This is a genomic window from Faecalibacterium tardum (assembly GCF_040096515.1).
Lineage (GTDB): Bacteria > Bacillota > Clostridia > Oscillospirales > Ruminococcaceae > Faecalibacterium > Faecalibacterium tardum.
Window position 1 is genome coordinate 125447 of the sequence record NZ_JBBMEO010000004.1, and the last position, 19225, is coordinate 144671.

At 59.9% G+C, this 19225-nt stretch carries 19 protein-coding genes, 1 tRNA gene and 1 riboswitch; of the genes, 8 read left to right on the top strand and 12 right to left on the bottom strand.

Annotated features, from left to right (window positions below):
- Nucleotides 1-40: 40 nt before the first annotated feature.
- From WMO44_RS05210 to WMO44_RS05225, 4 genes are all read right to left on the bottom strand, one after another.
- Nucleotides 41-1717 (bottom strand): LCP family glycopolymer transferase, encoded by a 1677-nt coding sequence (locus WMO44_RS05210; RefSeq protein ID WP_349151966.1) that lies wholly within the window; start codon nucleotides 1715-1717, stop codon nucleotides 41-43.
- A 15-nt stretch (nucleotides 1718-1732) separates the two neighbouring features.
- Entirely contained in the window at nucleotides 1733-2086 is a 354-nt protein-coding gene (locus tag WMO44_RS05215; RefSeq protein WP_055184911.1) for a NusG domain II-containing protein, read from the bottom strand.
- Between the two features lie 3 nt (nucleotides 2087-2089).
- Nucleotides 2090-4018, bottom strand: coding sequence for an NAD(+) synthase (locus WMO44_RS05220; RefSeq protein ID WP_349151967.1), 1929 nt, complete (start codon nucleotides 4016-4018; stop codon nucleotides 2090-2092).
- Nucleotides 4019-4430: 412 nt separating this feature from the next.
- Complete coding sequence (locus tag WMO44_RS05225) at nucleotides 4431-4865, bottom strand: hypothetical protein (RefSeq protein ID WP_349151968.1); 435 nt, start codon at nucleotides 4863-4865, stop codon at nucleotides 4431-4433.
- A 259-nt stretch (nucleotides 4866-5124) separates the two neighbouring features.
- Between WMO44_RS05225 and WMO44_RS05230 the strand changes: the two genes are divergently transcribed.
- The 3 genes from WMO44_RS05230 to sigG all read left to right on the top strand — a co-directional run bounded on the left by WMO44_RS05230 (nucleotide 5125) and on the right by sigG (nucleotide 8034).
- Nucleotides 5125-5961 (top strand): sigma-E processing peptidase SpoIIGA, encoded by an 837-nt coding sequence (locus WMO44_RS05230; protein WP_349151969.1) that lies wholly within the window; start codon nucleotides 5125-5127, stop codon nucleotides 5959-5961.
- 45 nt (nucleotides 5962-6006) lie between these two features.
- Nucleotides 6007-6711: an RNA polymerase sporulation sigma factor SigK gene (gene sigK, locus WMO44_RS05235; protein ID WP_349151970.1), complete on the top strand. Its 705-nt coding sequence runs from the start codon at nucleotides 6007-6009 to the stop codon at nucleotides 6709-6711.
- A gap of 555 nt (nucleotides 6712-7266) precedes the next feature.
- The gene (sigG, locus tag WMO44_RS05240) at nucleotides 7267-8034 is read left to right on the top strand and encodes an RNA polymerase sporulation sigma factor SigG (RefSeq protein ID WP_005923200.1); all 768 of its coding nucleotides are present in this window, start codon (nucleotides 7267-7269) and stop codon (nucleotides 8032-8034) included.
- Nucleotides 8035-8212: 178 nt separating this feature from the next.
- Here sigG and WMO44_RS05245 read toward each other — a convergent pair whose 3' ends face one another.
- The gene (locus tag WMO44_RS05245) at nucleotides 8213-8461 is read right to left on the bottom strand and encodes a sporulation transcriptional regulator SpoIIID (protein ID WP_015537824.1); all 249 of its coding nucleotides are present in this window, start codon (nucleotides 8459-8461) and stop codon (nucleotides 8213-8215) included.
- A gap of 110 nt (nucleotides 8462-8571) precedes the next feature.
- A riboswitch (TPP riboswitch) is annotated at nucleotides 8572-8672 on the top strand.
- An 86-nt stretch (nucleotides 8673-8758) separates the two neighbouring features.
- Here WMO44_RS05245 and thiT point away from each other — a divergent pair.
- Both thiT and WMO44_RS05255 read left to right on the top strand, forming a co-directional pair.
- Nucleotides 8759-9325, top strand: coding sequence for an energy-coupled thiamine transporter ThiT (gene thiT, locus WMO44_RS05250; protein WP_005923196.1), 567 nt, complete (start codon nucleotides 8759-8761; stop codon nucleotides 9323-9325).
- 161 nt (nucleotides 9326-9486) lie between these two features.
- Nucleotides 9487-9562 (top strand) — tRNA-Ala (locus WMO44_RS05255).
- A 261-nt stretch (nucleotides 9563-9823) separates the two neighbouring features.
- Here the strand turns inward: WMO44_RS05255 and WMO44_RS05260 are convergent.
- Genes WMO44_RS05260 through WMO44_RS05280 form a run of 5 tightly spaced genes read right to left on the bottom strand, consistent with a single transcriptional unit; the run spans nucleotide 9824 to nucleotide 15545 of the window.
- Nucleotides 9824-11035, bottom strand: coding sequence for a carboxynorspermidine decarboxylase (locus tag WMO44_RS05260; protein ID WP_349151971.1), 1212 nt, complete (start codon nucleotides 11033-11035; stop codon nucleotides 9824-9826).
- Nucleotides 11035-12294, bottom strand: a complete 1260-nt coding sequence (locus WMO44_RS05265) for a saccharopine dehydrogenase family protein (protein ID WP_005923191.1) — start codon at nucleotides 12292-12294, stop codon at nucleotides 11035-11037. The genes WMO44_RS05260 and WMO44_RS05265 overlap by 1 nt, the downstream gene beginning before the upstream one ends.
- 39 nt (nucleotides 12295-12333) lie before the next feature.
- Nucleotides 12334-13209, bottom strand: a complete 876-nt coding sequence (speB, locus tag WMO44_RS05270; protein ID WP_112090275.1) for an agmatinase — start codon at nucleotides 13207-13209, stop codon at nucleotides 12334-12336.
- Entirely contained in the window at nucleotides 13209-14066 is an 858-nt protein-coding gene (speE, locus tag WMO44_RS05275; protein WP_055186663.1) for a polyamine aminopropyltransferase, read from the bottom strand. Before speE ends, speB begins: the two co-directional genes overlap by 1 nt.
- A gap of 12 nt (nucleotides 14067-14078) precedes the next feature.
- Entirely contained in the window at nucleotides 14079-15545 is a 1467-nt protein-coding gene (locus WMO44_RS05280; protein ID WP_055186640.1) for an aminotransferase class I/II-fold pyridoxal phosphate-dependent enzyme, read from the bottom strand.
- Nucleotides 15546-16136: 591 nt separating this feature from the next.
- Here WMO44_RS05280 and WMO44_RS05285 point away from each other — a divergent pair.
- Together WMO44_RS05285 and WMO44_RS05290 are read left to right on the top strand one after the other, a co-directional pair.
- Nucleotides 16137-16859, top strand: coding sequence for a LytR/AlgR family response regulator transcription factor (locus tag WMO44_RS05285; RefSeq protein WP_349151972.1), 723 nt, complete (start codon nucleotides 16137-16139; stop codon nucleotides 16857-16859).
- Between the two features lie 17 nt (nucleotides 16860-16876).
- A complete protein-coding gene (locus WMO44_RS05290) occupies nucleotides 16877-18193 on the top strand; it encodes a sensor histidine kinase (RefSeq protein ID WP_349151973.1) in 1317 nt (438 codons plus the stop codon).
- 83 nt (nucleotides 18194-18276) lie between these two features.
- On the opposite strand, the gene WMO44_RS05295 is transcribed toward WMO44_RS05290, so the two are convergent.
- Together WMO44_RS05295 and WMO44_RS05300 are read right to left on the bottom strand one after the other, a co-directional pair.
- Nucleotides 18277-18516, bottom strand: coding sequence for a hypothetical protein (locus WMO44_RS05295; protein ID WP_349151974.1), 240 nt, complete (start codon nucleotides 18514-18516; stop codon nucleotides 18277-18279).
- Between the two features lie 19 nt (nucleotides 18517-18535).
- Entirely contained in the window at nucleotides 18536-19012 is a 477-nt protein-coding gene (locus WMO44_RS05300; RefSeq protein WP_349151975.1) for a NanQ anomerase/TabA/YiaL family protein, read from the bottom strand.
- On the opposite strand from WMO44_RS05300, the gene WMO44_RS05305 reads away from it, so the two are divergent.
- The coding region (locus WMO44_RS05305; RefSeq protein ID WP_349151976.1) for a hypothetical protein at nucleotides 19011-19225 on the top strand (215 nt) is incomplete at its 3' end. The genes WMO44_RS05300 and WMO44_RS05305 overlap by 2 nt on opposite strands.

The window sequence follows — 19225 nt, forward strand, 5'->3', positions numbered from 1 at the left end:
CGGATTTTCCCGGGATGCCTTTTCACGCAAAAGGGACTGCTCAGTTCCCGCCTGCGCCAAGGATGGCGTCCAGCACGGTGGAGGCAGCGCTGTACAGCGAGCCTGCGGCCTGTTCTACCTGCTCCTGCGTGGGCAGGCTGACAGCGGGCGTCTCGGTGCTGCCGCCCTCGGCGGGGGTGGTCTCCGGCTGGGGCGTCTCGGTAGCTGCGGGCTGCTCGGCGGGCGTCTCTGCGGGCTGCTCGGTGGGTTGCTCTGCCGGTTGTTCGGCGGGCTGCTCCGGCACGCTTTCCGCAGGTTCTTCCACGATCACGCTGTCGGCAGGCGTCTCGGGCACCGAGACAGCGGCATCGGGGTCAGTGGTGGGGGTGTACACATCCGTCTTTTCCGGGGTCTGGGTGGTGGAGCTTACCGTGCCTTCGCCGCCCATCACCGCCGCGATCATCTCTTTGGCCTTTGCCACAGAGGCTTCATCCGGCTTCATGACGTAGAGCTTCTGCCCCTTGGCAGAGTAGCACTTGGTGCTGCTGCCGGAGGTGCCTGTAACGGTGTAGCGTTCAATATTCCACTCTGCAAAATCGCTCAGCTGCATGCGCACCAGCGCGCTGATCTGGTTGGTAGAAAGGCTGGTAACAAAGCTGTCGGAAACAGCATCCAGAATCTTGGTAAAGCCCATCAGCAGCGCCGGGGACTTGATCTTGTTCAGCATGGCATCGATCACCTTCATCTGGTTGATGCCGCGCTGCACATCGCCGGTCTTAAAGGCGTGGCGCTCGCGGGCAAAGGCCAGCGCAGCCTTGCCATCCAGATGGTTCCACCCCTCCACAAAGGTGGTGGGGTCGTAGTAGCCGGGGCTGCCTACTGAGGTGAACGCCTGATCGGAGTACACGTCCACGCCGCCCAGTGCATCAATAACGTTGATGAACCCTGCAAAATTGATGCGGATGTAGTGCTGCACGTCCACCCCGTACAGGTTGCCGAGGGTGTCCATGCTGGTCTGCACGCCGTAAAGCCCGGCGTGGGTCAGCTTATCCTTGCTGTTCGTTCCGGCAAGGTCCACATAGTAATCGCGCGGGGTGTTGATCAGCACCACCTGCTTGGTAACGGGGTTCACGGCGGCAATGATATTCACATCGCTTCGTGCTTTATCAGTCAGATCACCGCGGGTATCCACGCCGCTCAGGTACACCACAAAAGGCTCTTTGGTGATCTTATTCGCCTCGGCGTTGCTCAAAAAGCCATTGGTCATATTGTCCAGCGCTGCAAGGCCCTGCTGCGCCCACACGCAGCCCATTGCCATGGCGGCGCACAGCACCACCGAGAACACCCGGGACACGGTGCCTGCAGTTTTGTACTCCTGACAGCGCTTGACCAGCAGCCACAGCAGCGCCAGCAGCGCCGCCAGCACCACCAGATACAGCACCGGCAGCATCTGGGTGCGCCAGAGCTGCACCAGCACCAGAACGCTTAAAATTGCCTGTACGGTCAGCAAGATCTTCCCTCGTTTCGGGGGCAGGTACGCCCCATTCTCCCCGCCAGCAGTGCTGCGGGGGGTGTTTTGCTGCGGGCGGCGGGGCGGCGCAGCCTGCTCCGGCGGCAGCTCCGAGAAAAACGCGGCGCTGTCCACCACCACGGTAGCGTCCTGCTGCTCAGCCTTGTGCAAAAGACGGTGCAGGGAACGACCGTCCTCCTTGCGGGAATGCTCGTTTTCGTCCAACATGAGAATACTCCTTTTTTAGCCCACCGGAACGATGGTCAGCACGGCGCGGGCGGGCAGGCAGGTGGCGGTCTGATCCTCCGCCGACAGCCAGCCAAAGCCCTCGCAGATGTGATCCGGGCAGGGCGATTCAACAAACCGCGCTCTGCCGTCCTTTACCTCTATATGCACCGTATAATAACCGGTGTCCACACTGTAAGTCTCGTCCTTTTCCAGCGGAATGTCCAGCACGGTGTTGCTATCGCCGTAAATCAGCTGGGCAGTCAGTTTTCCACCTGTGGCGTTGTGGCTGCGCACGGCCAGCAGCACCGCTGCTATGGCCAGCACCACCACCGCAAACAGGATATTGGTCAAAAGCTTTTTCTTCTTCATGGCTTACTGCTCCCCGGGCTTGAGCTGCTCCAGCTCAGCCAGCCAGAGGGTGGCGCAGGCGTCGCTGGGCATCCGCCAGTCGCCCCGGGGCGAAAGGGTCACACTGCCCACCTTGGGGCCGTCCGGCAGGCAGCTGCGCTTGAACTGCTGGGCAAAAAAGCGCCAGTAAAAGTTGCGCAGCCACTTGTACAGCACGGCGTCCGTATACTCTGCCCTGCCCGCAAAAGCAGCCTTTGCCAGCCGGTAGATCTTTGCCGGGCCAAAGCCGCAGCGCAGCACATAATACAGGTAAAAATCGTGCAGCTCGTAGGGGCCCACTAAATCCTCGGTGATCTGTGCAATTTCGCCGTCCTTGGCGGGCAGCAGCTCCGGCGAGACCGGGGTAGCCAGAATATCCAGCAGCACATCGTGCAAAGCGGCGGTGGCGGCGGCTTCGGCTTCGTACTGCACCAGATAGCGCACCAGCGTTTTGGGCACACCGGCATTCACGCCGTACATGCTCATGTGGTCGCCGTTGTAGGTAGCCCAGCCCAGCGCCAGCTCCGAAAGGTCGCCCGTGCCCACCACAAGGCCGCCGGTGCGGTTGGCAAGGTCCATCAACTCCAGCGTGCGCACACGCGCCTGCCCGTTTTCAAAGGTAACGTCCAGCACAGTCTCGTCCTGCCCGATATCCGCAAAGTGGCTGCGCACAGTGTTGGCGATGCGAATTTCCTGAAAGCTTACGCCCAGCTCCTCGCACAAAATCTCGGCGTTGCTGCGGGTGCGTTTGGTAGTGCCAAAGCAGGGCATGGTCACCGCCAGCACATCGGCGGCGGGGCGGTGCAGCTGCTTCATGGCGCGCACTGCCACCAGCAGGGCAAGGCAGCTGTCCAAGCCGCCGGAAATACCAATGACCGCTGTTTTTGCGTGGGCGTGTTCCAGCCGCTTGGCAAGGCCGTCGGCCTGCATCTTTAAAATCAGCTCGCACCGGGCGGCGCGGCGCTGCGGGTCGCCCGGCACAAAGGGCGCGGGGTCGATGCGGCGGGTGAGCACCGTTTCCTCCGGTGTAAGGTCAAATTCCACCGTGACATAGCCCTCGGCAGTGTGCTCAAAGCTGGTGTTGCGGGCACGCTCGGCCTCCATGCGCTGGCAGTCCAGCTCGGTCTCAGCGTAATCGTCCGCAAAGGGCGCAGTCTCGGCCAGAATGCTGCCGTCCTCGGCAACGAGGTCGTGCCCGGCAAACACCATGTCGGTGGTGCTTTCGCCGTGCCCTGCCGAGGCGTACAGGTAGCCGCACAGCAGCCGGGCAGACTGGTTTGCCACCAGCGCGCGGCGGTACTCGGCTTTGCCCACGGTCTCATCGCTGGCGGAAAGGTTTGCGATGACGGTAGCGCCCGCCAGTGCGTGGAAGGTGGAAGGCGGCAGCGCGCTCCACAAATCCTCGCACAGCTCCACACCCAGCACAAAGCTGGGCATCTGGCGGCAGCGGAACAGCAGCGATGTGCCAAAGGGCACCTGCTGCCCGCAGACGGTCACCGTCTGCACCTCGGTGCTGCCGGGGGTGAACTGACGCTTTTCGTAAAACTCGCCGTAGTTGGGCAGGTAGGTCTTGGGCACGATGCCCAGCAGCTGCCCCCGGCACAGCACAGCGGCGCAGTTGTACAGCTTGCCGTGCACCAGCAGCGGCAAGCCCACCAGCGCTACGGTATCCAGCGTGCAGGTCTGCGCAAGCAGCCACTCCAGCGCATCCAGTGCGCCCTGCTGCAAGGTGCGCTGCAAAAACAAATCGCCGCAGGTGTAGCCGGTAAGGCAAAACTCCGGGAATACCGCCAGCTTTACCCCGCGCTGCGCGGCAGCTTGCAGCTGCGCCAGCACCTGCTGCGCGTTATAAGTGCAGTCTGCCACCCGCAGCGCGGGCGAAAAGGCAGCTGCCTTTAAAAAACCATCTTTCATAAGAGGATTTCACATCCTGTCTGTTTCAATGTTGCCATGGTGACCCATGTTGACCATAGTATACCACAAACAGCACAAAACGGAAAGTAACAGACTGGTAAAAGAAGTGTGAACGTGGGAAAACCCTCTCAGTCTTGTTTTTTCCGGTTAGCGACTCCCCGGAGTGTACCCCTTCCGTCTGCTCACTTCGTTCGCAGCCACCTTCCCCAAGGGGACGGCTTTGGGCGGTGATGGCAAACTTTCCGGCATTGCCAAAAGGCGCCCCCTTGGGGGAGCTGGCGAGCGCAGCGAGACGGAAGGGGTAAAAAAACACCCCCGCAGGCATAAGCCCACGGGGGTGTTATTATGCTAGTATGTTCCCTGCACCCCTAAGGGTACAGTCACGCAAGCATGAGCTAATCAGCTAAACTGATTAGGCAACCTTCCAAACGTTCTCGCTGACAACGTTCTTAGCGGTGCCGAAGCCCAGGTTGTAGATAGCAGCCAGGTTGCCAGCAACGTTCAGGATGCTGTTCACAACGCCCAGAGCGCCGTAGCCGAACTTCTGAGCGCCAGTGGACTTATCGGTCACATTATCGGTGTAGTTCTTCTTCCAAATGGTGCTGAACTGGCCGCCGAAGCCGGTCAGGCCGTCGCCGGGGGTCCAGGTGCCGCTGAACACAGCGCCAACGGTGTTGTCCAGGAAGCCCTGAACGTACTTGTTACCAACGATGGTAATCAGGTTCTTGTGGAAGTTCTGCCACTGAGCAGCGCCCATAGCGGGTGCCAGGTAGTCAGCAACGCTACCGCCCATAACGTAGGTCATCTCGTTCTCAGACACAGCAGAGAAATTTGCAGGCATCATCATAATGAATTACTCCCTTCAAAAATAGAAAAAATATTTTCGAACCGGTGTTTCCGGTTCAATCCTTGCTAGGATGGCAATAATATACCACACTTTCCAGAAATGTTCAAGTACTTTTTTGAAAAAAGTGTAAAAACTGTGAAACCTCGTCCCCGCTTTTGTAGCAAATGTGCACTGTTCATGCGGGTTTTTCTGGTGTGACAAGTTTTTTCGCAAATTTGTGAAAAATAGAATTACCAGAACCATAAGGCGGTGCTGCACAATGAAAACAGTTGTTTTTGTGGACGAATTGCTGCTGGTAAACTTTGCTGCAGCCGCCGCGCTGCTGCTGGGCGCGGGGCTTTTGTGCGGGCGCAGCTGCACCGGGCTGCGGCTGTGCGTGGGCAGCGCGGCGGCTGCGGCAAGCACCCTTGCCCTGCTGGCGCCGCCGTGGCCCGCCCCGCTGGCGATACTATATAAAATAGCCAGCTGCTGCGGGGTGGTGGCGGTGTGCTACGGCGTGCCCGGCGCGCGCAGCTTTGCCCGGCTGTGCGGGTGGTACGCGGCGCTGAACGGCCTGCTGTGCGGCGCGGTGGTGCTGCCCGGGGTACAGGCCAATAACCTGAGCGTGCTGCTGCCGGTGCGCCCGGGGCGGCTTTTGCTGTGCTGCGCCGGGGTGTATGCACTGCTGCGCGGGCTGCTGGCGGTGTTTGGCCGCCCGCAGCGGGGCTGCTTTGCCGCCGTGCTTCACCTTGCGGGAGCAGCTGTGCCCGTGCAGGCCTACCATGACACCGGCTTTACCCTGCAAGACCCCCTTGCCGGGCGGCGGGTGGTGCTGGTGCAGTACCCGCCGGTGCGCAGTCGGCTGCCCGCGCCGCTGCGGGAAACCTTAGACAGCTGGTTTGCCGCCGGTGCTGCCCCGCCCCCGGGGCTGGGGGTGCAGTTTGTGCCCTGCGCCGCCGTTACCGGCCACTGCCTGCTGCCGGCCGTACCCGCTGTGCTATGCTGCGGGCAGCACCGTGTGCCCGGCCTGCTGGCGGCCTTTTGCGCGCCGGATGCCCCCACTGGCGCGTGGACGCTGCTGTTGGGGGATGACGTAGCGGAGGAGGCGGGGGTGTAAGCCCCCTATAATACATATAATATTTGATGCACAGGAGGGATTTCCATGTTGCAGTTTTTACGGCAAGTCTGGCGGTGGCTGTGGGGGCATTTGCGCTACTGCGGCGCGGTGCATTATCTGGCAGGCGGGCCAAGCCTGCCCCCGCCCCTGAGCCCCGAGCAGGAAAAAGCCCTGCTTGACCGCATGGCTGCCGGGGACGCAGCCGCCCGCGAGGAGCTGATCACCCACAACCTGCGGCTGGTGGTGTATCTGGCAAAAAAGTACGAGAACAGCGGCGTGCCCGCCGAGGACTTGGTAAGCATCGGTACCATTGGGCTGATCAAGGCGGTAAACACCTTCACCCCTGCCCGCAGCATCAAGCTTGCCACCTACGCCAGCCGCTGCATCGGCAACGAGATCTTGATGTACCTGCGCAAAAGCTCCAACCGCCGGCAGGAGACCAGCATCGACGAGCCTTTGAACGTGGACGGCGACGGCAACGAGCTGCTGCTCTCGGACATCCTTGGCAGCGACGCCAACGCGGTAAGCCAGCAGCTGGAGCAGGACGCCGAGCGCGCGGTACTGCGCAGCGCCGTGGCGGCGCTCTCGGCACGGGAGCGGCAGATCATGGAACTGCGTTTCGGCCTTACCGACGGCGTGGAGCGCACCCAGAAGGAAGCCGCCGATGCCCTTGGCATCAGCCAGAGTTATATTTCCCGGCTGGAAAAGCGCATCATCCATACCCTGAAAGCCCGGCTGGAGAGCGAGTAACAGCGGGCGTAGCGCTTGACATTCTACATTGGAACGTGTATAATGAAAACACAAGAGGCGCTGGCCCTGCAAACGGCTAGCTTCTCATTGGCGAGTCAAGATTGACCGTTGCTTGGGGAAGCGTTGGCGGTCAATCTTTTTTTGCATTCTTGCGTTCCATGGTAATCTTCCATGCAATGTCGAACACTGCGCGGACAACGTTGACGGCAAGCGACAACGCTGCGATGATTTCGGAGATCGTCATGTCCTGCTCACCCCCCTTCGTTAAAACTCCGGGAAGTGCTGCTCAATCTGATTGAACCTCCTCCCGGGTCGTTCTGGGTCGTTCCGCAATGGAAACGAGCGTCAGTTTGCCAACAGAGAAGGTAGCCGCCTGCGTTTGTGGGCACAGCGCCTGATGGACGGCTTGCGCCGCCAGTCACAGCATACCATAAAATTACAGCTTTGTCTACAAAGCGCCCCTCTTTTGCGGAGGGGCGCTCAATTTTTTCCACGCATAGCGCCCGGCGCACAGAGCCATACTTCCGGTAAAGCTAAAAGACCGGGGGCGTTTGGATGTACAACAAGGTGGAGCTATGCGGCGTGAACACAGGGCAGCTGCCGGTGCTGACCGAGGCGGAAAAGCGGCAGCTGCTCACCCTTGCCCACGCCGGGGACAAGGCTGCCCGGGCGCGGATGGTGGAGGGCAATTTGCGGCTGGTGCTCAGCGTGGTGCAGCGGTTTGCCCAGCGGGGCGAGAATCTGGACGACCTGTTTCAGGTGGGGTGCATCGGGCTGATCAAGGCCATCGACAATTTTGACCCCGCGCAGCCGGTGCGGTTCTCCACCTACGGCGTGCCCATGATCATCGGGGAGATCCGGCGTTTTCTGCGGGACAACAACGCCCTGCGGGTAAGCCGTACCCTGCGGGACACCGCCTACCGTGCCATGCAGGCGCGGGAAACGCTGGAAAAGCAGCTAGGGCGCGAGCCCACCATGGACGAGATCGCCGCAGCAGCGGGGCTTGCCCGGCGCGAGGTGACCGCCGCGCTGGAGTCGGTGGTAGAACCGCTCAGCCTTGATGAGCCGGTGTACACCGACGGCGGCGATGCCATGTATGTGATCGATCAGGTGCGCGACCCGGACAGCGAGGAGAGCTGGATCAGCGGGTTGCAGTTCCGCGATACGGTAGCCGCGCTTTCCCCCCGGGAAAAGCGCATCATGGAGCTGCGGTATCTGCGCGGCAAAACGCAGATGGAGGTAGCGCAGGAGATCGGCATCAGTCAGGCACAGGTAAGCCGACTGGAAAAGGGCGCGCTGCAGCAGTTTCACACCGGGGGATGAAAGCAGCCGCTTTTCTCTGCGCCCCTATGAAAAAGCGGTTCAAAAGCACCCGCAGGTGTTTTTGAACCACGAATTATAATCATGCTTTCCTCTGAATATGGCCAAAGCAGCGCGGCGGCCATTCAAAATCGTCCCAGTCAAAAAAGACCGCTGCGCAGGGCAGTGGTCTTTTTTGGCTTTAGCGGCGGCTGTATCTGCGCCGGGTGGCAGCACCGCCTCGCAGGTGGCGCTCGGCCTTGTTGCGCGCCAGCACGGCACGCACCTGCCCGTACAGCGCAGGGCTGATGCTGCGCAGCCGCACGGCAACATCCTTGTGCACGGTGGACTTGCTGCACCCGAACGCAGCCGCCGCTGCCCGCACCGTGGCGTTGTGGGCAGCAATGTACTCCCCCAGCTGCACGGCGCGCTGTTCTGGATCGGCTTTCATATCCCGCCTCCCTGCGTTCCAGCTTTGCAATGGTATAACATACGCGCTGCCGGGGCGGAATATGTCTGCGGGCTTGACTTTTTGTCCCCCGGCGCGTATACTGTGGGCGGACATAAAAACAGGGGTGCCGTAAGGCTGAGATCCGCATAATGCGGAGTACCCTTTACCTGATCCGGGCAATGCCGGCGTAGGGAGTTTGCGGAACTGTCCGGTACGTTCAACAAACCTCCATGCGTCTGCTGCCAGCAGGCGCATTTTGTTTTTGTGTACTACTATGAGAGAGGAATTTTTTTCATCATGTCCAAAACCTATTCCAAGACCCGTATTCTGGTGGAATGCGCCCTGATGATCGCCATTGGCACGGTGCTTTCCAACATCAAGTTCTTCACCATGCCCAACGGCGGCAGCATTACCCTGCTGAGCATGCTGCCCTTTGTGCTGGTGTCCTTCCGCCACGGCGCAAAGTGGGGCCTGTTCACCGGTTTCGTGAACGCCTGCCTGCAAATGATCATGGGCTTCTACCCTCCTCCCGCTTCCACCTTCCTCTACTTCCTCGGTGAGGTGCTGCTGGACTATGTGCTGGCCTTTATGGCACTGGGTCTGGCCGAGCTGTTCGCCCGCCCCTTCAAGAACCGCACCGTAGGCGTGGCCGTGGGCACCTTTGCCGCCGGTTTCCTGCGCTTTATGTGCAGCTTTTTGTCCGGCGTGCTGGTCTGGGGCAACCTGAATGATGGTCTGGCCGCATGGACTTACAGCCTGACCTACAACGGCAGTTATATGCTGCCCGAGACCCTGCTCACCATGGTGGCCGCTGTGCTGTTGTGCCGTGTGGCCCCGCAGATCTTCGACCGTCAGGCACGCTAAGGTGTAGTTTTCTCAAAAAGAGCTCTCCCCTGCTTTCCGATCCCCGCCGGGCACACGCCCTGCGGGGATTTTTTGCTGCAAAAAATTTTCAAAAAACTGTTGACAAGCGCCCCTGTGGCTGGTATAATTACACACGTCGTCAGGCACAAGACAAGACATCTGGGGGTTTAGCTCAGCTGGGAGAGCGCTTGCATGGCATGCAAGAGGTCACCGGTTCGATCCCGGTAATCTCCACCAGAAAGAAAAGCACTGCACAGAAACGTGTGGTGCTTTTTTGTTAAGGCCAACCGAGTGAGGGTTTTGCTCAACCGGGAGAGCGCCGTGCATGGACTGCAAGAGGGTCACCGTGATTACAACAGCCCGGTAATCTCTACCAGAACCAAAGCACCACACAGAGATGTGTGGTGCTTTTTGTTTTATCTGCCGTTCACCTTAACGACCCCTTTCATGAAAAAAGCGTTTGTCGCAGCCCGCAGGCCGTGACAAACGCTTTTTATTTTACTGTGCGCCCAAGCGCATTTTGAAGTCCTGATAACCGAAGTGCACCAGCTCCCGGCAATTGCCGTCTGCGCCCAGCAGCCAGATGGGCGGCAGGGGCATGCCGTTGAAGGTGTTGTTCTTGCAGGTGGTGTAGATGGCCATATCGCCGAAGATGAGCTTATCCCCCTCAGCAAGAGGTGCATCAAAGCTGTAATCCCCGATGATATCCCCCGCAAGGCAGGTGGGGCCGCCCAGCCGGACAGTGTGTGCCTTCTCCCCTGCCTCACCGGCATCCAGCAGCGGCGGGCGGTAGGGCATCTCGATGACGTCCGGGGTGTGGCAGGCTGCGGACATATCCAGAATGGCAAGACGGGTATCCCCGTTGCACAGGGTGTCCAGCACGGTGGTAACCAGATAGCCCGCGTTCAGCGCCCAAGCCTCGCCGGGCTCCAGATACACCTGTACGCCGTACTTCTGCCGCACCGATAGGATGCAGCTTTCCAGCGTAGCAAGGGCGTAGCCCGGGCGGGTGATGTGGTGTCCCCCGCCGAAATTGAGCCATTGCATCTTGGGCAGCAGGTCGGCAAACTTTTCCTCCACCGCTGCCAGCGTCACCGCCAGCGCGTCCGCGTCCTGCTCGCAGAGGGTGTGGAAGTGCAGACCGTCCAGCAGAGCGGGCAGCTCCGGGTGCGCGGCTACTGCGGCATCCCATTGGGCGCGGGTAGTGCCCAGACGGCTGCCGGGGGCGCAGGGGTCGTAAATTTCGTGCCCCTCCTGCGTGGAGCGCTCCGGATTGATGCGCAGACCGATGCTTTTGCCCGCCGCCTTTGCCGCCGGGCCGAATTTTGCCAGCTGGCTGGGCGAGTTGAACACGATGTGGTCGGCGTATTGCAGCAATTCCTCAAACTCATCTGCCCGGTAGGCGGCGCAGAACACATGGTTTTCCTTCTCCGGCAGCTCTTCCCTGCCCAAATGGCTCTCGTACAGGCCGCTGGCCTCGGTACCGGCCAGATAGGGTGCCAGCACCGGGTAGACGTTAAAGTTGGAAAAAGCTTTCTGCGCCAGCAGAATACGGCAGCCGGTGCGCTGCTGCACCCCCAGCAGAATTTCGCCGTTGCGGCGCAGCTGGGCTTCGTCCAGCAGGTAGCAGGGCGTGGGCAGGCGGTGCAGCTGCTCCTCGGACAGGTTTGCCAGCCCCGCAAAGGGCGGGCGGCTGTCGCGCACCCGCATCAGTCCACCAGAGCCGGGTTGTGGCTCTCGGAGCGGGGCAGGCCGTACTTGTCCAGTGCATCCAGATACGGATCGGGATCAAACTCCTCGACAGTGTGCACGCCCTTGGTGGTCCACTTGCCGGTGAGCAGCATCAGGGCACCGCACATAGCCGGCACGCCGGTGGTGTAGCTGATGGCCTGAGAGCCCACTTCCTTGTAGCACTCCTGATGGTCGCAGACGTTGTAGATGTAGTAGGTCTTGTCCTTGCCGTCCTTTTTGCCGGTAAAGATGCAGCCGATGTTGGTCTTGCCCTTGGTACGGGGGCCAAGGCTGGCGGGGTCCGGCAGCAGAGCTTTGAGGAACTGGATGGGCACGATTTCCTGTCCGTTGAAATTGACAGGGGTGGTGGACAGCATGCCCACGTCCTCCAGACAGCGCATGTGGTCCAGATAGCTCTGGCCAAAGGTCATGAAGAAGCGGATGCGCTTTGCCTCCGGGATGTTCTTTGCCAGAGACTCGATCTCCTCGTGGTGCAGCAGGTACATATCCTTGTCGCCCACCTGATCGAAGTTGTACTCCCGCTTGATGCTCATAGCGGGAATTTCTACCCAGTGGCCGTTCTCCCAGTAGCTGCCCGGGGCAGACACCTCGCGCAGGTTGATCTCGGGGTTGAAGTTGGTGGCAAAAGCATAGCCGTGGTCGCCGCCGTTGCAGTCCAGAATGTCGATGGTGTCGATGGTATCGAACTCATGCTTTTTGGCGTAGGCGCAGTATGCCTGGGTCACACCCGGGTCAAAGCCGCTGCCCAGCAGGGCGGTCAGACCAGCTTCCTCGAACTTTTTGGCGTAAGCCCACTGCCAGCTGTAATCAAAGTAGGCAGAGAAGCCGGCCTCCTTGCAGCGCTTTTCATAGATGGCGCGCCACTCCGGGTCGTCGGTGTTCTCGGGCTCGTAGTTGGCGGTATCCATGTAGTTGACGCCGCAGGCAAGGCAGGCGTCCATGATGGTCAGATCCTGATAAGGCAGGGCGATATTCATCACAAGGTCGGGCTGGTAGGCCTTGATGAGGGCGATGACCTCCTCCACCTTGTCTGCGTCCACCTGTGCGGTGGTGATCTTGGTAGTAGTGGTGGGAGCCAGCTCGGCAGCCAGCTTATCACACTTTGCCTTGGTACGGCTGGCGATGCAGATCTCGGTGAACACCTCGGGCACCTGGCAGCACTTATGGATGGCAACAGAGGCCACGCCGCCGCAGCCGATGATCAGAACTTTGCTCATGTCGGTTACTCCTTTATCTATAAAATGGTAGGTTCGTATTTATACCTGAAAGCCCGGCCAGCCCTTGTCCAGCGCGATCAAAGTCTCGCGCAGCACCTTGCAGGCGGTGGCGGTGGAAACGCCGGTGGTGTCCAGCGTGGGGGCCAGCTCGTTCAGGTCTGCGCCGATGATGTTGGCTTTTGTCACGGTACGGATGGCATCCAGCAGCTGCAAAAAGCTTACGCCGCCGGCCTCCGGGGTACCGGTACCCGGGAAGCAGGAAGGGTCAAGGCAGTCCAGATCGATGGTCAGGTACACCGGCACCTTGCTCTCGCACAGCTGTGCGGTCAGCTCGGCAAGGCCGGTAAAATCGAACTTGTGCATCTCGGTGTGCTGGGCAGCAAACTCGAACTCTGCCCGGTCGCCGCTGCGGATGCAGAACTGATGGATGCGGCCATCCCCTACCAGCTCGTGGCAGCGGCGCAGCACGCAGGCGTGGCTGAGCTTTGCGCCCAAATAGTCGTCCCGCAGGTCGGCATGGGCATCGAAGTGGACGATGTGCAGGTCGGGATATTTCTTCACCGCAGCCCGTACCGCGCCCAGTGTGACCAAATGCTCGCCGCCCAGCAGCAGCGGGAACTTGCCGTCCTTCAAAATCTCCTCTGCCCGGGCCTCAATATCGGCCAGTGCCAGCTCGCTGGAGCCAAAGCACAGCTCCAGATCGCCGCTGTCGAACACGTCAAAATCGGTTAGGTCGGCATTCTGGTAGGGGCTGTAAGTTTCCAGACCATAGCTCTCGTGCCGGATGGCCGCCGGGCCAAACCGTGCGCCGGGGCGGTAGCTGGTGGTGGAATCGTAAGGCGCACCGTACAGCACGATGCTGGCGGCGCGGTAGCTGCTGTCGCAGCCGATAAAGTTCTCAACGTTGGGGTGCATCAGTGTTCCTCCACTTCCCGCAGCATCTCCTCCAGAAAAGCCGGCAGGTAGAATGCTCCGATATGCAGTTTTGTGGTGTAGTAGCGGGTGCGCATATTCAGCGCCTTCCACGATTCAGCGTCCAGATCATCGATGGGATGATATTTTTTGCTTGCAAAGCCGAACAGCCAGTACCCCGCCGCAAAGGTGGGGATATGTGCCTGATACACCCTGCTGATGGGGAAGGTGGACGCAATACGCTTGTGGCTGCGTTGCATAGCGCTGGCATCTTCGGCGTAGAAGGGGCTGCCCTGCTGGTTGACCATGATGCCGTCCTCTTTCAGGGCATTGAAGCAGCTACCGTAGAACTCGCGGGTGAACAGACCCTCGGAAGGGCCGAAGGGGTCGGAGGAGTCCACGATGATCAGGTCGTACTCTTCCTCGCAGCGGCGGATATACTTCAAGGCGTTCTCAAAGTAGATATGCACCCGGCGGTCATCCATACGGCAGGCATTGCCGGGCAGGTAGGCGCGGCAGGCCTCCACCACCTGCGGGTCCATCTCCACAAGGTCGATGCGCTCCACGCGGTCGTAGCGGGTCAGCTCCCGCACCACGCCGCCGTCTCCGGCACCGATGACCAGAATGTCCTTGGCCTCCTTGTGCACCGCCATGGGCACATGGACGATCATTTCATCGTAGATGAATTCGTCGCGCTCGGTCAGCATCACGTTGCCGTCCAGCGTGAGCACTCGGCCGAACTCCGGGGTCTCAAAGATATCAATGCGCTGGTAATCGCTCTGCTTGGAATAGAGCTGCTTATTCACACGGATGCTGTGCTTCACATCCGGGGTGTGAAACTCTGAAAACCAAAATTCCATCTTTTTCCCTCCTTATGCCAGAACATTCAGGTGCAAAATTTCAGGGTCCTCCGGGCCGGTCATGCTGCAGCCCTTGGCCTTGGCGTACTCGATATAGTTCAAAATCTCCTTGGTGATGCGCTCGCCGGGTGCAAGGATGGGGATGCCCGGGGGATAGCACATGACGAACTCGCTGCACACCATGCCCTCGGTCTCCCGCAGGGGCAGGCTCTTTTTGGGGGCATAGAAGGCCTCCTGCGGGCTGGCAGCCACCACAGGGTCGATGTATTCCTGACTCAGCAGACCCGAACCATCGGTGCGGTAGCGACGCTTGATCTCGGCCAGAGCACTGACCAGACGCTCCACCTCCTGCGGGCGGTCGCCGATGGACAGGTAAGCAAGGATGTTGCCAATGTCGCCGAACTCGATCTGGATATCGTACTCGTCGCGCAGGATGTCGTAGACCTCGATGCCGGCCAGACCGATATCCAGCGTATGGACGCTGAGCTTGGTGGTGTCGAAATCAAAGACGGAATCGCCGTTGCACAGTTCCTTGCCAAAGGCGTAGTAGCCGCCCACGGCGTTGATCTCCTCGCGGGCGTACTCGGCCATGTCTGCCACCTGATGGAACACCTGCCGTCCCCGCAGCGCCAGATTGCGGCGGGAGATATCCAGACTGGACATCAGCAGGTAGCTGCCGGAGGTGGTCTGGGTCAGGTTGATGATCTGGCGCACATAGCCCTGATGCACATTGGGGCCGATGAGCAGCAGGCTGGACTGGGTCAGGCTGCCGCCGCTCTTGTGCATGGACACCGAAGCCATATCCGCGCCTGCCGCCATGGCAGACACCGGCAGACCGCCGCCAAAGTAGAAATGGGTGCCGTGGGCTTCGTCCGCAAGGCAGAGCATTCCGGCATCGTGCGCCATTTTTACGATGGCACGCAGATCGGAGCAGATGCCGTAGTAGGTGGGGTTATTCACCAGCACGGCCACGGCGTTGGGGTGCTCCTTGATGGCCTTGGCCACCTGCTCCCGCTTCATGCCCAGCGAGATGCCCAAGCGCTTATCCACCTCCGGGTTCACATACACCGGCACAGCGCCGCACAGCACCAGCGCGTTCAGCACGCTGCGGTGCACATTGCGGGGCAGAATGATTTCATCGCCCCGTTTGCAGGCGGTAAGTACCATGCTCTGCACGCTGCTGGTGGTGCCGCCCACCATTAAAAAGGCGTGTGCTGCGCCAAAGGCATCGGCAGCAAGCTCCTCAGCTTCCCGGATGACCGACACCGGGTGGCAAAGGTTATCCAGCGGCTTCATACTGTTCACGTCCACGCCCACGCACTGCTGACCCAGAAAAGCGGTCAGCTCCGGGTTGCCGCGGCCCCGCTTGTGGCCGGGCACGTCAAAAGGCACCACCCGCATCTGCCGGAACCGCTCCAGCGCCTCGTAGATAGGCGCACGGCGCTGATCCAGCCGGGAACGCGCTTTGTTCTCGTTCATCTTTTCCTCCGTCCCTGTTCTCTTTTTGCACAACAAAAAAGCGCAGGCACTGCACAAATATGCAGACCTGCGCTTGGAAAAGCTTTTTCCGCGCTGATAAAGCACCCAGCCTTAAATGCCGGTGCTGCGCGTTATTTGCGATTCAAAAAGACGGGATGATGAGAGTCTATATAGCAACTACACTTTTACTACTCTTATTGACCGTTTCACAAGTCTGCGCATAGGCTGCGCAATTTCATGGTTGTAAAGGAACCAACTTATAAAATTCGAGCTTCAAACTCAATCAATAATGGCAGCTTGCGCCGCCGGTCGGCAGTGGACCCGGCTGTCCGTATGGCCTTAGCCCCGTTTGGGCGGTCCCGAGTAAATTGCTTTGAAAAGACTCTGCAAGGCGGTGTCTCTCAAAATCAACAAAAGAATAACATGATTCGCCGTATCTGTCAACCAAAACTTTTTGGCAGTCGCCCGCTGCGGGTGCGCAGGGCGGCGCTCGGCGCGCAAAATGGAGCGTTTTGTGCAAAAAAGCAGATGCCCTTCCCGCCGCAGTATGCTATAATAAAGGAACAATGAATGGAGAAAGAGGGTATATGGATGGCACTGCCAATCGCCATCGTAGAGGATCAGACCCTAGACGCCCAGCGGCTGGAGGAACTGCTGCAACAGCAACTGCCCGAAGCCGAATGCACATGGTTTACCTGCGGGGATGATTTTCTCCGCGCCGCAACAGAGCCCGGCTTATACGTCGTGGTGTTTCTGGATATCTGCATGGCGGGCACCAATGGCATCGAGACCGCCCGCCGGCTGCGGCAGGCCGACCCGGAGGTGCTGATCGTATTTGTGACCTCCTCGCCGGAATATGTATGGGATGCCTTTCCGGTGCACCCCTTCGATTACCTGCTCAAGCCCTATCAGGAGGAAAAATTCGAGCACCTTGCCGCCGAGCTGCGGCGGGCGCTGCGTTGTAAGGAGCCGGAACTTGAGATCCGCATTGCCCGCCAGAGCATTCAGCTGCCGCTGTGCAAGGTGCTGTATGCCATTGCCCGGAACCACTACGTCCTGATCACCACCGAGGATGGCGAGTACCGCGCCATGTGCAGCTTTGCGCAGATCGAAGAAAAGCTTACCGCACGGGAAAACTTTATGAGCTGCAACCGGGGCGTTATCATCAATATGGACAAGGTGCTGCGGTTTGGGGAGGACTGCATCGAGATCTTGGACGGCACCTGCCTGCCGGTACGGCAAAAGGATAAATGCACCCTGCTTGCCCGCTTTACACAGTACCAGTTCCGCCACATGCGGCAGGAACTGCATTGAGGAAAGGAGCAGCCGCCATGGATCTTGCCCTGTTCGGCCGTTATTTTCTGGATTTTGCACTGCTGTACCCCAGCGCGTTTCTGTGTCTGGCATCCCTGTGGGAAAAGCTGCGCACCCCCAGGCGCACTGCCTGCATTGCCGCCGGGTGCATCACCCTGCTGTGCATCGGCTGCGCCGCGCTCTGCACCGTGTTCGGGCAGAACAGCAATTCTCTTCTGCCCGCCATCGTGCTGGTCTCCTTCTGGCTGCTGCGCTGGCGGGTAACGCCGGAAGTGACCGTAAGCCAGACCGCCTTTTTATTTTCCATCTCTGCCGTGATGATGGCGGTGTGTTCCCTGCTGTCGACGGTACTCAACGCCCGGGCCGAGATCTCCAACCCACAGACGGTCTGCCTTGCCTCCACGGCGCTGCTGCGGCTGGGCCTTGCCACGGTGCTCACCGTGCTGTTCTGGTTCACCGCCGTGCAGTGGAGCCGGTGGCTGCTGCGGGAATACAGCGGCGAAGCCTTCTGGCAGTCCGCATGGCCGCTGCCCGCTCTCTATGCCGTTTTTCTGGTGTACTGTATGCCGCTGAACCCCGCCGTGGTGCTGGTCGGGCGGCTGAAGATCATCTCGGTGCTGGCGGTGTCCATCTCGCTGTTCGGCATCTTTCTGCTGCTGTACGAGATGTACCGCGTTGCCCGGGAGTTCGCCCGCAACGCCCGGCTGGACCGGGAAAACCAGCTGCTGGCCATGGAATCCCGCCGGTATATGGAGTTGCAGACCTATCTGGACAACACCCGCCGTCTGCGGCACGACTTCCGGCAGCACCTGCATGTGATCGCCGGACTGACCGAGACCGGGCAGTTGGAGGAGCTGAAAAGCTATCTGCGCCAGTATGAAAGCGAACTCAGTGAGCACCGCCCCAGCCTGTGCGCCAACGCCGCCGTGGATGCGCTGGCCGGATATTACGACCACGCGGCCGGGCAGCAGGGTGTCCCTGTGGAGTGGAAGCTGGCACTGCCCCGGCAGCTGCCCATGCCGGAGGCCGACCTGTGCACCATTCTGGGCAATCTGCTGGAAAACGCCCTGCACGCCAGCCAGAAGCTGCCGCCGGAGCAGCGCCGGGTGCAGGTGATGGCGCAGATGCTCAGCCCCGCCATGCTGGGGCTTGTGGTAGAGAACCATTACGACGGCGTGCTGAAAAAGCAGCAGGGCATCCTGCACTCCACCAAGCACGAGGGCACCGGCATCGGGCTGGTATCCGCCGAGACGGTGGTGCACAAATACAACGGCAGTCTGCACTTGGAGACAGAGGAACACCTCTTCCGGGTGAATGTCCTGCTGAATCTGTAGCCACCGGCAGACTAACGTGAAAGCGTTCAAAAAAACAGCGCCGTCCTTTGCAGAGAGGTTTTTCTGCGAAGGGCGGCGCTGTATTATTTTTCAAGCTTCTCCGTGCTTTTTTGTGCGGCTTCCAGTTCATCCACCCGCTTTTGCAGGGCGGTGATCTTATCGTCCATTTTCAAAAATGTCCAGACCAGAACAGCCAGCACCAGCGCGGGAGGAACAACCATCCACAGGGACTGCTGACACCAGAGCAGCAGCGAATAGCCGCCGAATACAATAAAAATAAATACGGCAAACAGACTTGCAGCCAGTACAGCAAAAAATCCCATACAGAAAGTCTCCTTTCAGTTATTCTTCCGTTTCTTCCTCATCCGGGTCCAGCTCAATGCTGAACACGGCCTTTTTCAGCTTGCCGCAGCCCTGCGCCTTCAGGCCGGATTTATACGGTTCCCCGGCCAGATACAGGGCAAAGCGTCCCTCGCACAGCATCCCGGCAACGCTGGTACCGGCGGTGCCTACGGTGGTGTCGGCGGCTTCATCGGTGGGCTTGGTGGGGGTCAGCTCCGCAAGGCTTACCTCAAACAGCTCACTGCCGTCCAAGTCAGTCTCCAGCGTGATATGGTTGTCGTGTCGCTGGAACAGCGCCTTGTCGGACGTCTGGGGCGTGACGGTGCTCACGGTGACCACCGCCTTGTCCCCATCAATGCGGGTGCGCCCGGCAGGCAGGGTGGTGATATCCCGCGCCATAATGTATTCGATCACGGTGTCCAGATTGTCGCTTACGCCCAGATAGTTGGGCAGGTTGTTCAGGGTATCGTAGATCATGGAAAAAATCCTCCGTCTGTATCGTTTTGCTTACCTGTATGGTATCACAGGTCAGAAACAGATGCAATACGTGTGCGGGCGGATGTCGCGAGCCGCGCAGAATAGGAACCCGGGTCGTGGCTCCCAGCGGCTGCACCGTGCCTTGGGCGGCACGCGCATCCTGCTGGCCGCAGCCCCAACAGCTCCTCCCTGTTTCTGCCGCTGGCAGCGGTC

Coding starts and splice junctions, on each gene's coding strand:
- WMO44_RS05290 (WP_349151973.1), top strand. CDS start 16,877: ATGGATCTTGCCCTGTTCGGCCGTTATTTTCTGGATTTTGCACTGCTG.
- WMO44_RS05295 (WP_349151974.1), bottom strand. CDS start 18,516: ATGGGATTTTTTGCTGTACTGGCTGCAAGTCTGTTTGCCGTATTTATT.
- WMO44_RS05245 (WP_015537824.1), bottom strand. CDS start 8,461: ATGAAAGCCGATCCAGAACAGCGCGCCGTGCAGCTGGGGGAGTACATT.
- sigG (WP_005923200.1), top strand. CDS start 7,267: ATGTACAACAAGGTGGAGCTATGCGGCGTGAACACAGGGCAGCTGCCG.
- sigK (WP_349151970.1), top strand. CDS start 6,007: ATGTTGCAGTTTTTACGGCAAGTCTGGCGGTGGCTGTGGGGGCATTTG.
- WMO44_RS05265 (WP_005923191.1), bottom strand. CDS start 12,294: ATGAGCAAAGTTCTGATCATCGGCTGCGGCGGCGTGGCCTCTGTTGCC.
- WMO44_RS05280 (WP_055186640.1), bottom strand. CDS start 15,545: ATGAACGAGAACAAAGCGCGTTCCCGGCTGGATCAGCGCCGTGCGCCT.
- WMO44_RS05210 (WP_349151966.1), bottom strand. CDS start 1,717: ATGTTGGACGAAAACGAGCATTCCCGCAAGGAGGACGGTCGTTCCCTG.
- WMO44_RS05220 (WP_349151967.1), bottom strand. CDS start 4,018: ATGAAAGATGGTTTTTTAAAGGCAGCTGCCTTTTCGCCCGCGCTGCGG.
- WMO44_RS05225 (WP_349151968.1), bottom strand. CDS start 4,865: ATGATGATGCCTGCAAATTTCTCTGCTGTGTCTGAGAACGAGATGACC.
- WMO44_RS05260 (WP_349151971.1), bottom strand. CDS start 11,035: ATGCGGGTGCGCGACAGCCGCCCGCCCTTTGCGGGGCTGGCAAACCTG.
- WMO44_RS05230 (WP_349151969.1), top strand. CDS start 5,125: ATGAAAACAGTTGTTTTTGTGGACGAATTGCTGCTGGTAAACTTTGCT.
- WMO44_RS05300 (WP_349151975.1), bottom strand. CDS start 19,012: ATGATCTACGATACCCTGAACAACCTGCCCAACTATCTGGGCGTAAGC.
- WMO44_RS05285 (WP_349151972.1), top strand. CDS start 16,137: ATGGCACTGCCAATCGCCATCGTAGAGGATCAGACCCTAGACGCCCAG.
- WMO44_RS05215 (WP_055184911.1), bottom strand. CDS start 2,086: ATGAAGAAGAAAAAGCTTTTGACCAATATCCTGTTTGCGGTGGTGGTG.
- speB (WP_112090275.1), bottom strand. CDS start 13,209: ATGCACCCCAACGTTGAGAACTTTATCGGCTGCGACAGCAGCTACCGC.
- speE (WP_055186663.1), bottom strand. CDS start 14,066: ATGGAATTTTGGTTTTCAGAGTTTCACACCCCGGATGTGAAGCACAGC.
- thiT (WP_005923196.1), top strand. CDS start 8,759: ATGTCCAAAACCTATTCCAAGACCCGTATTCTGGTGGAATGCGCCCTG.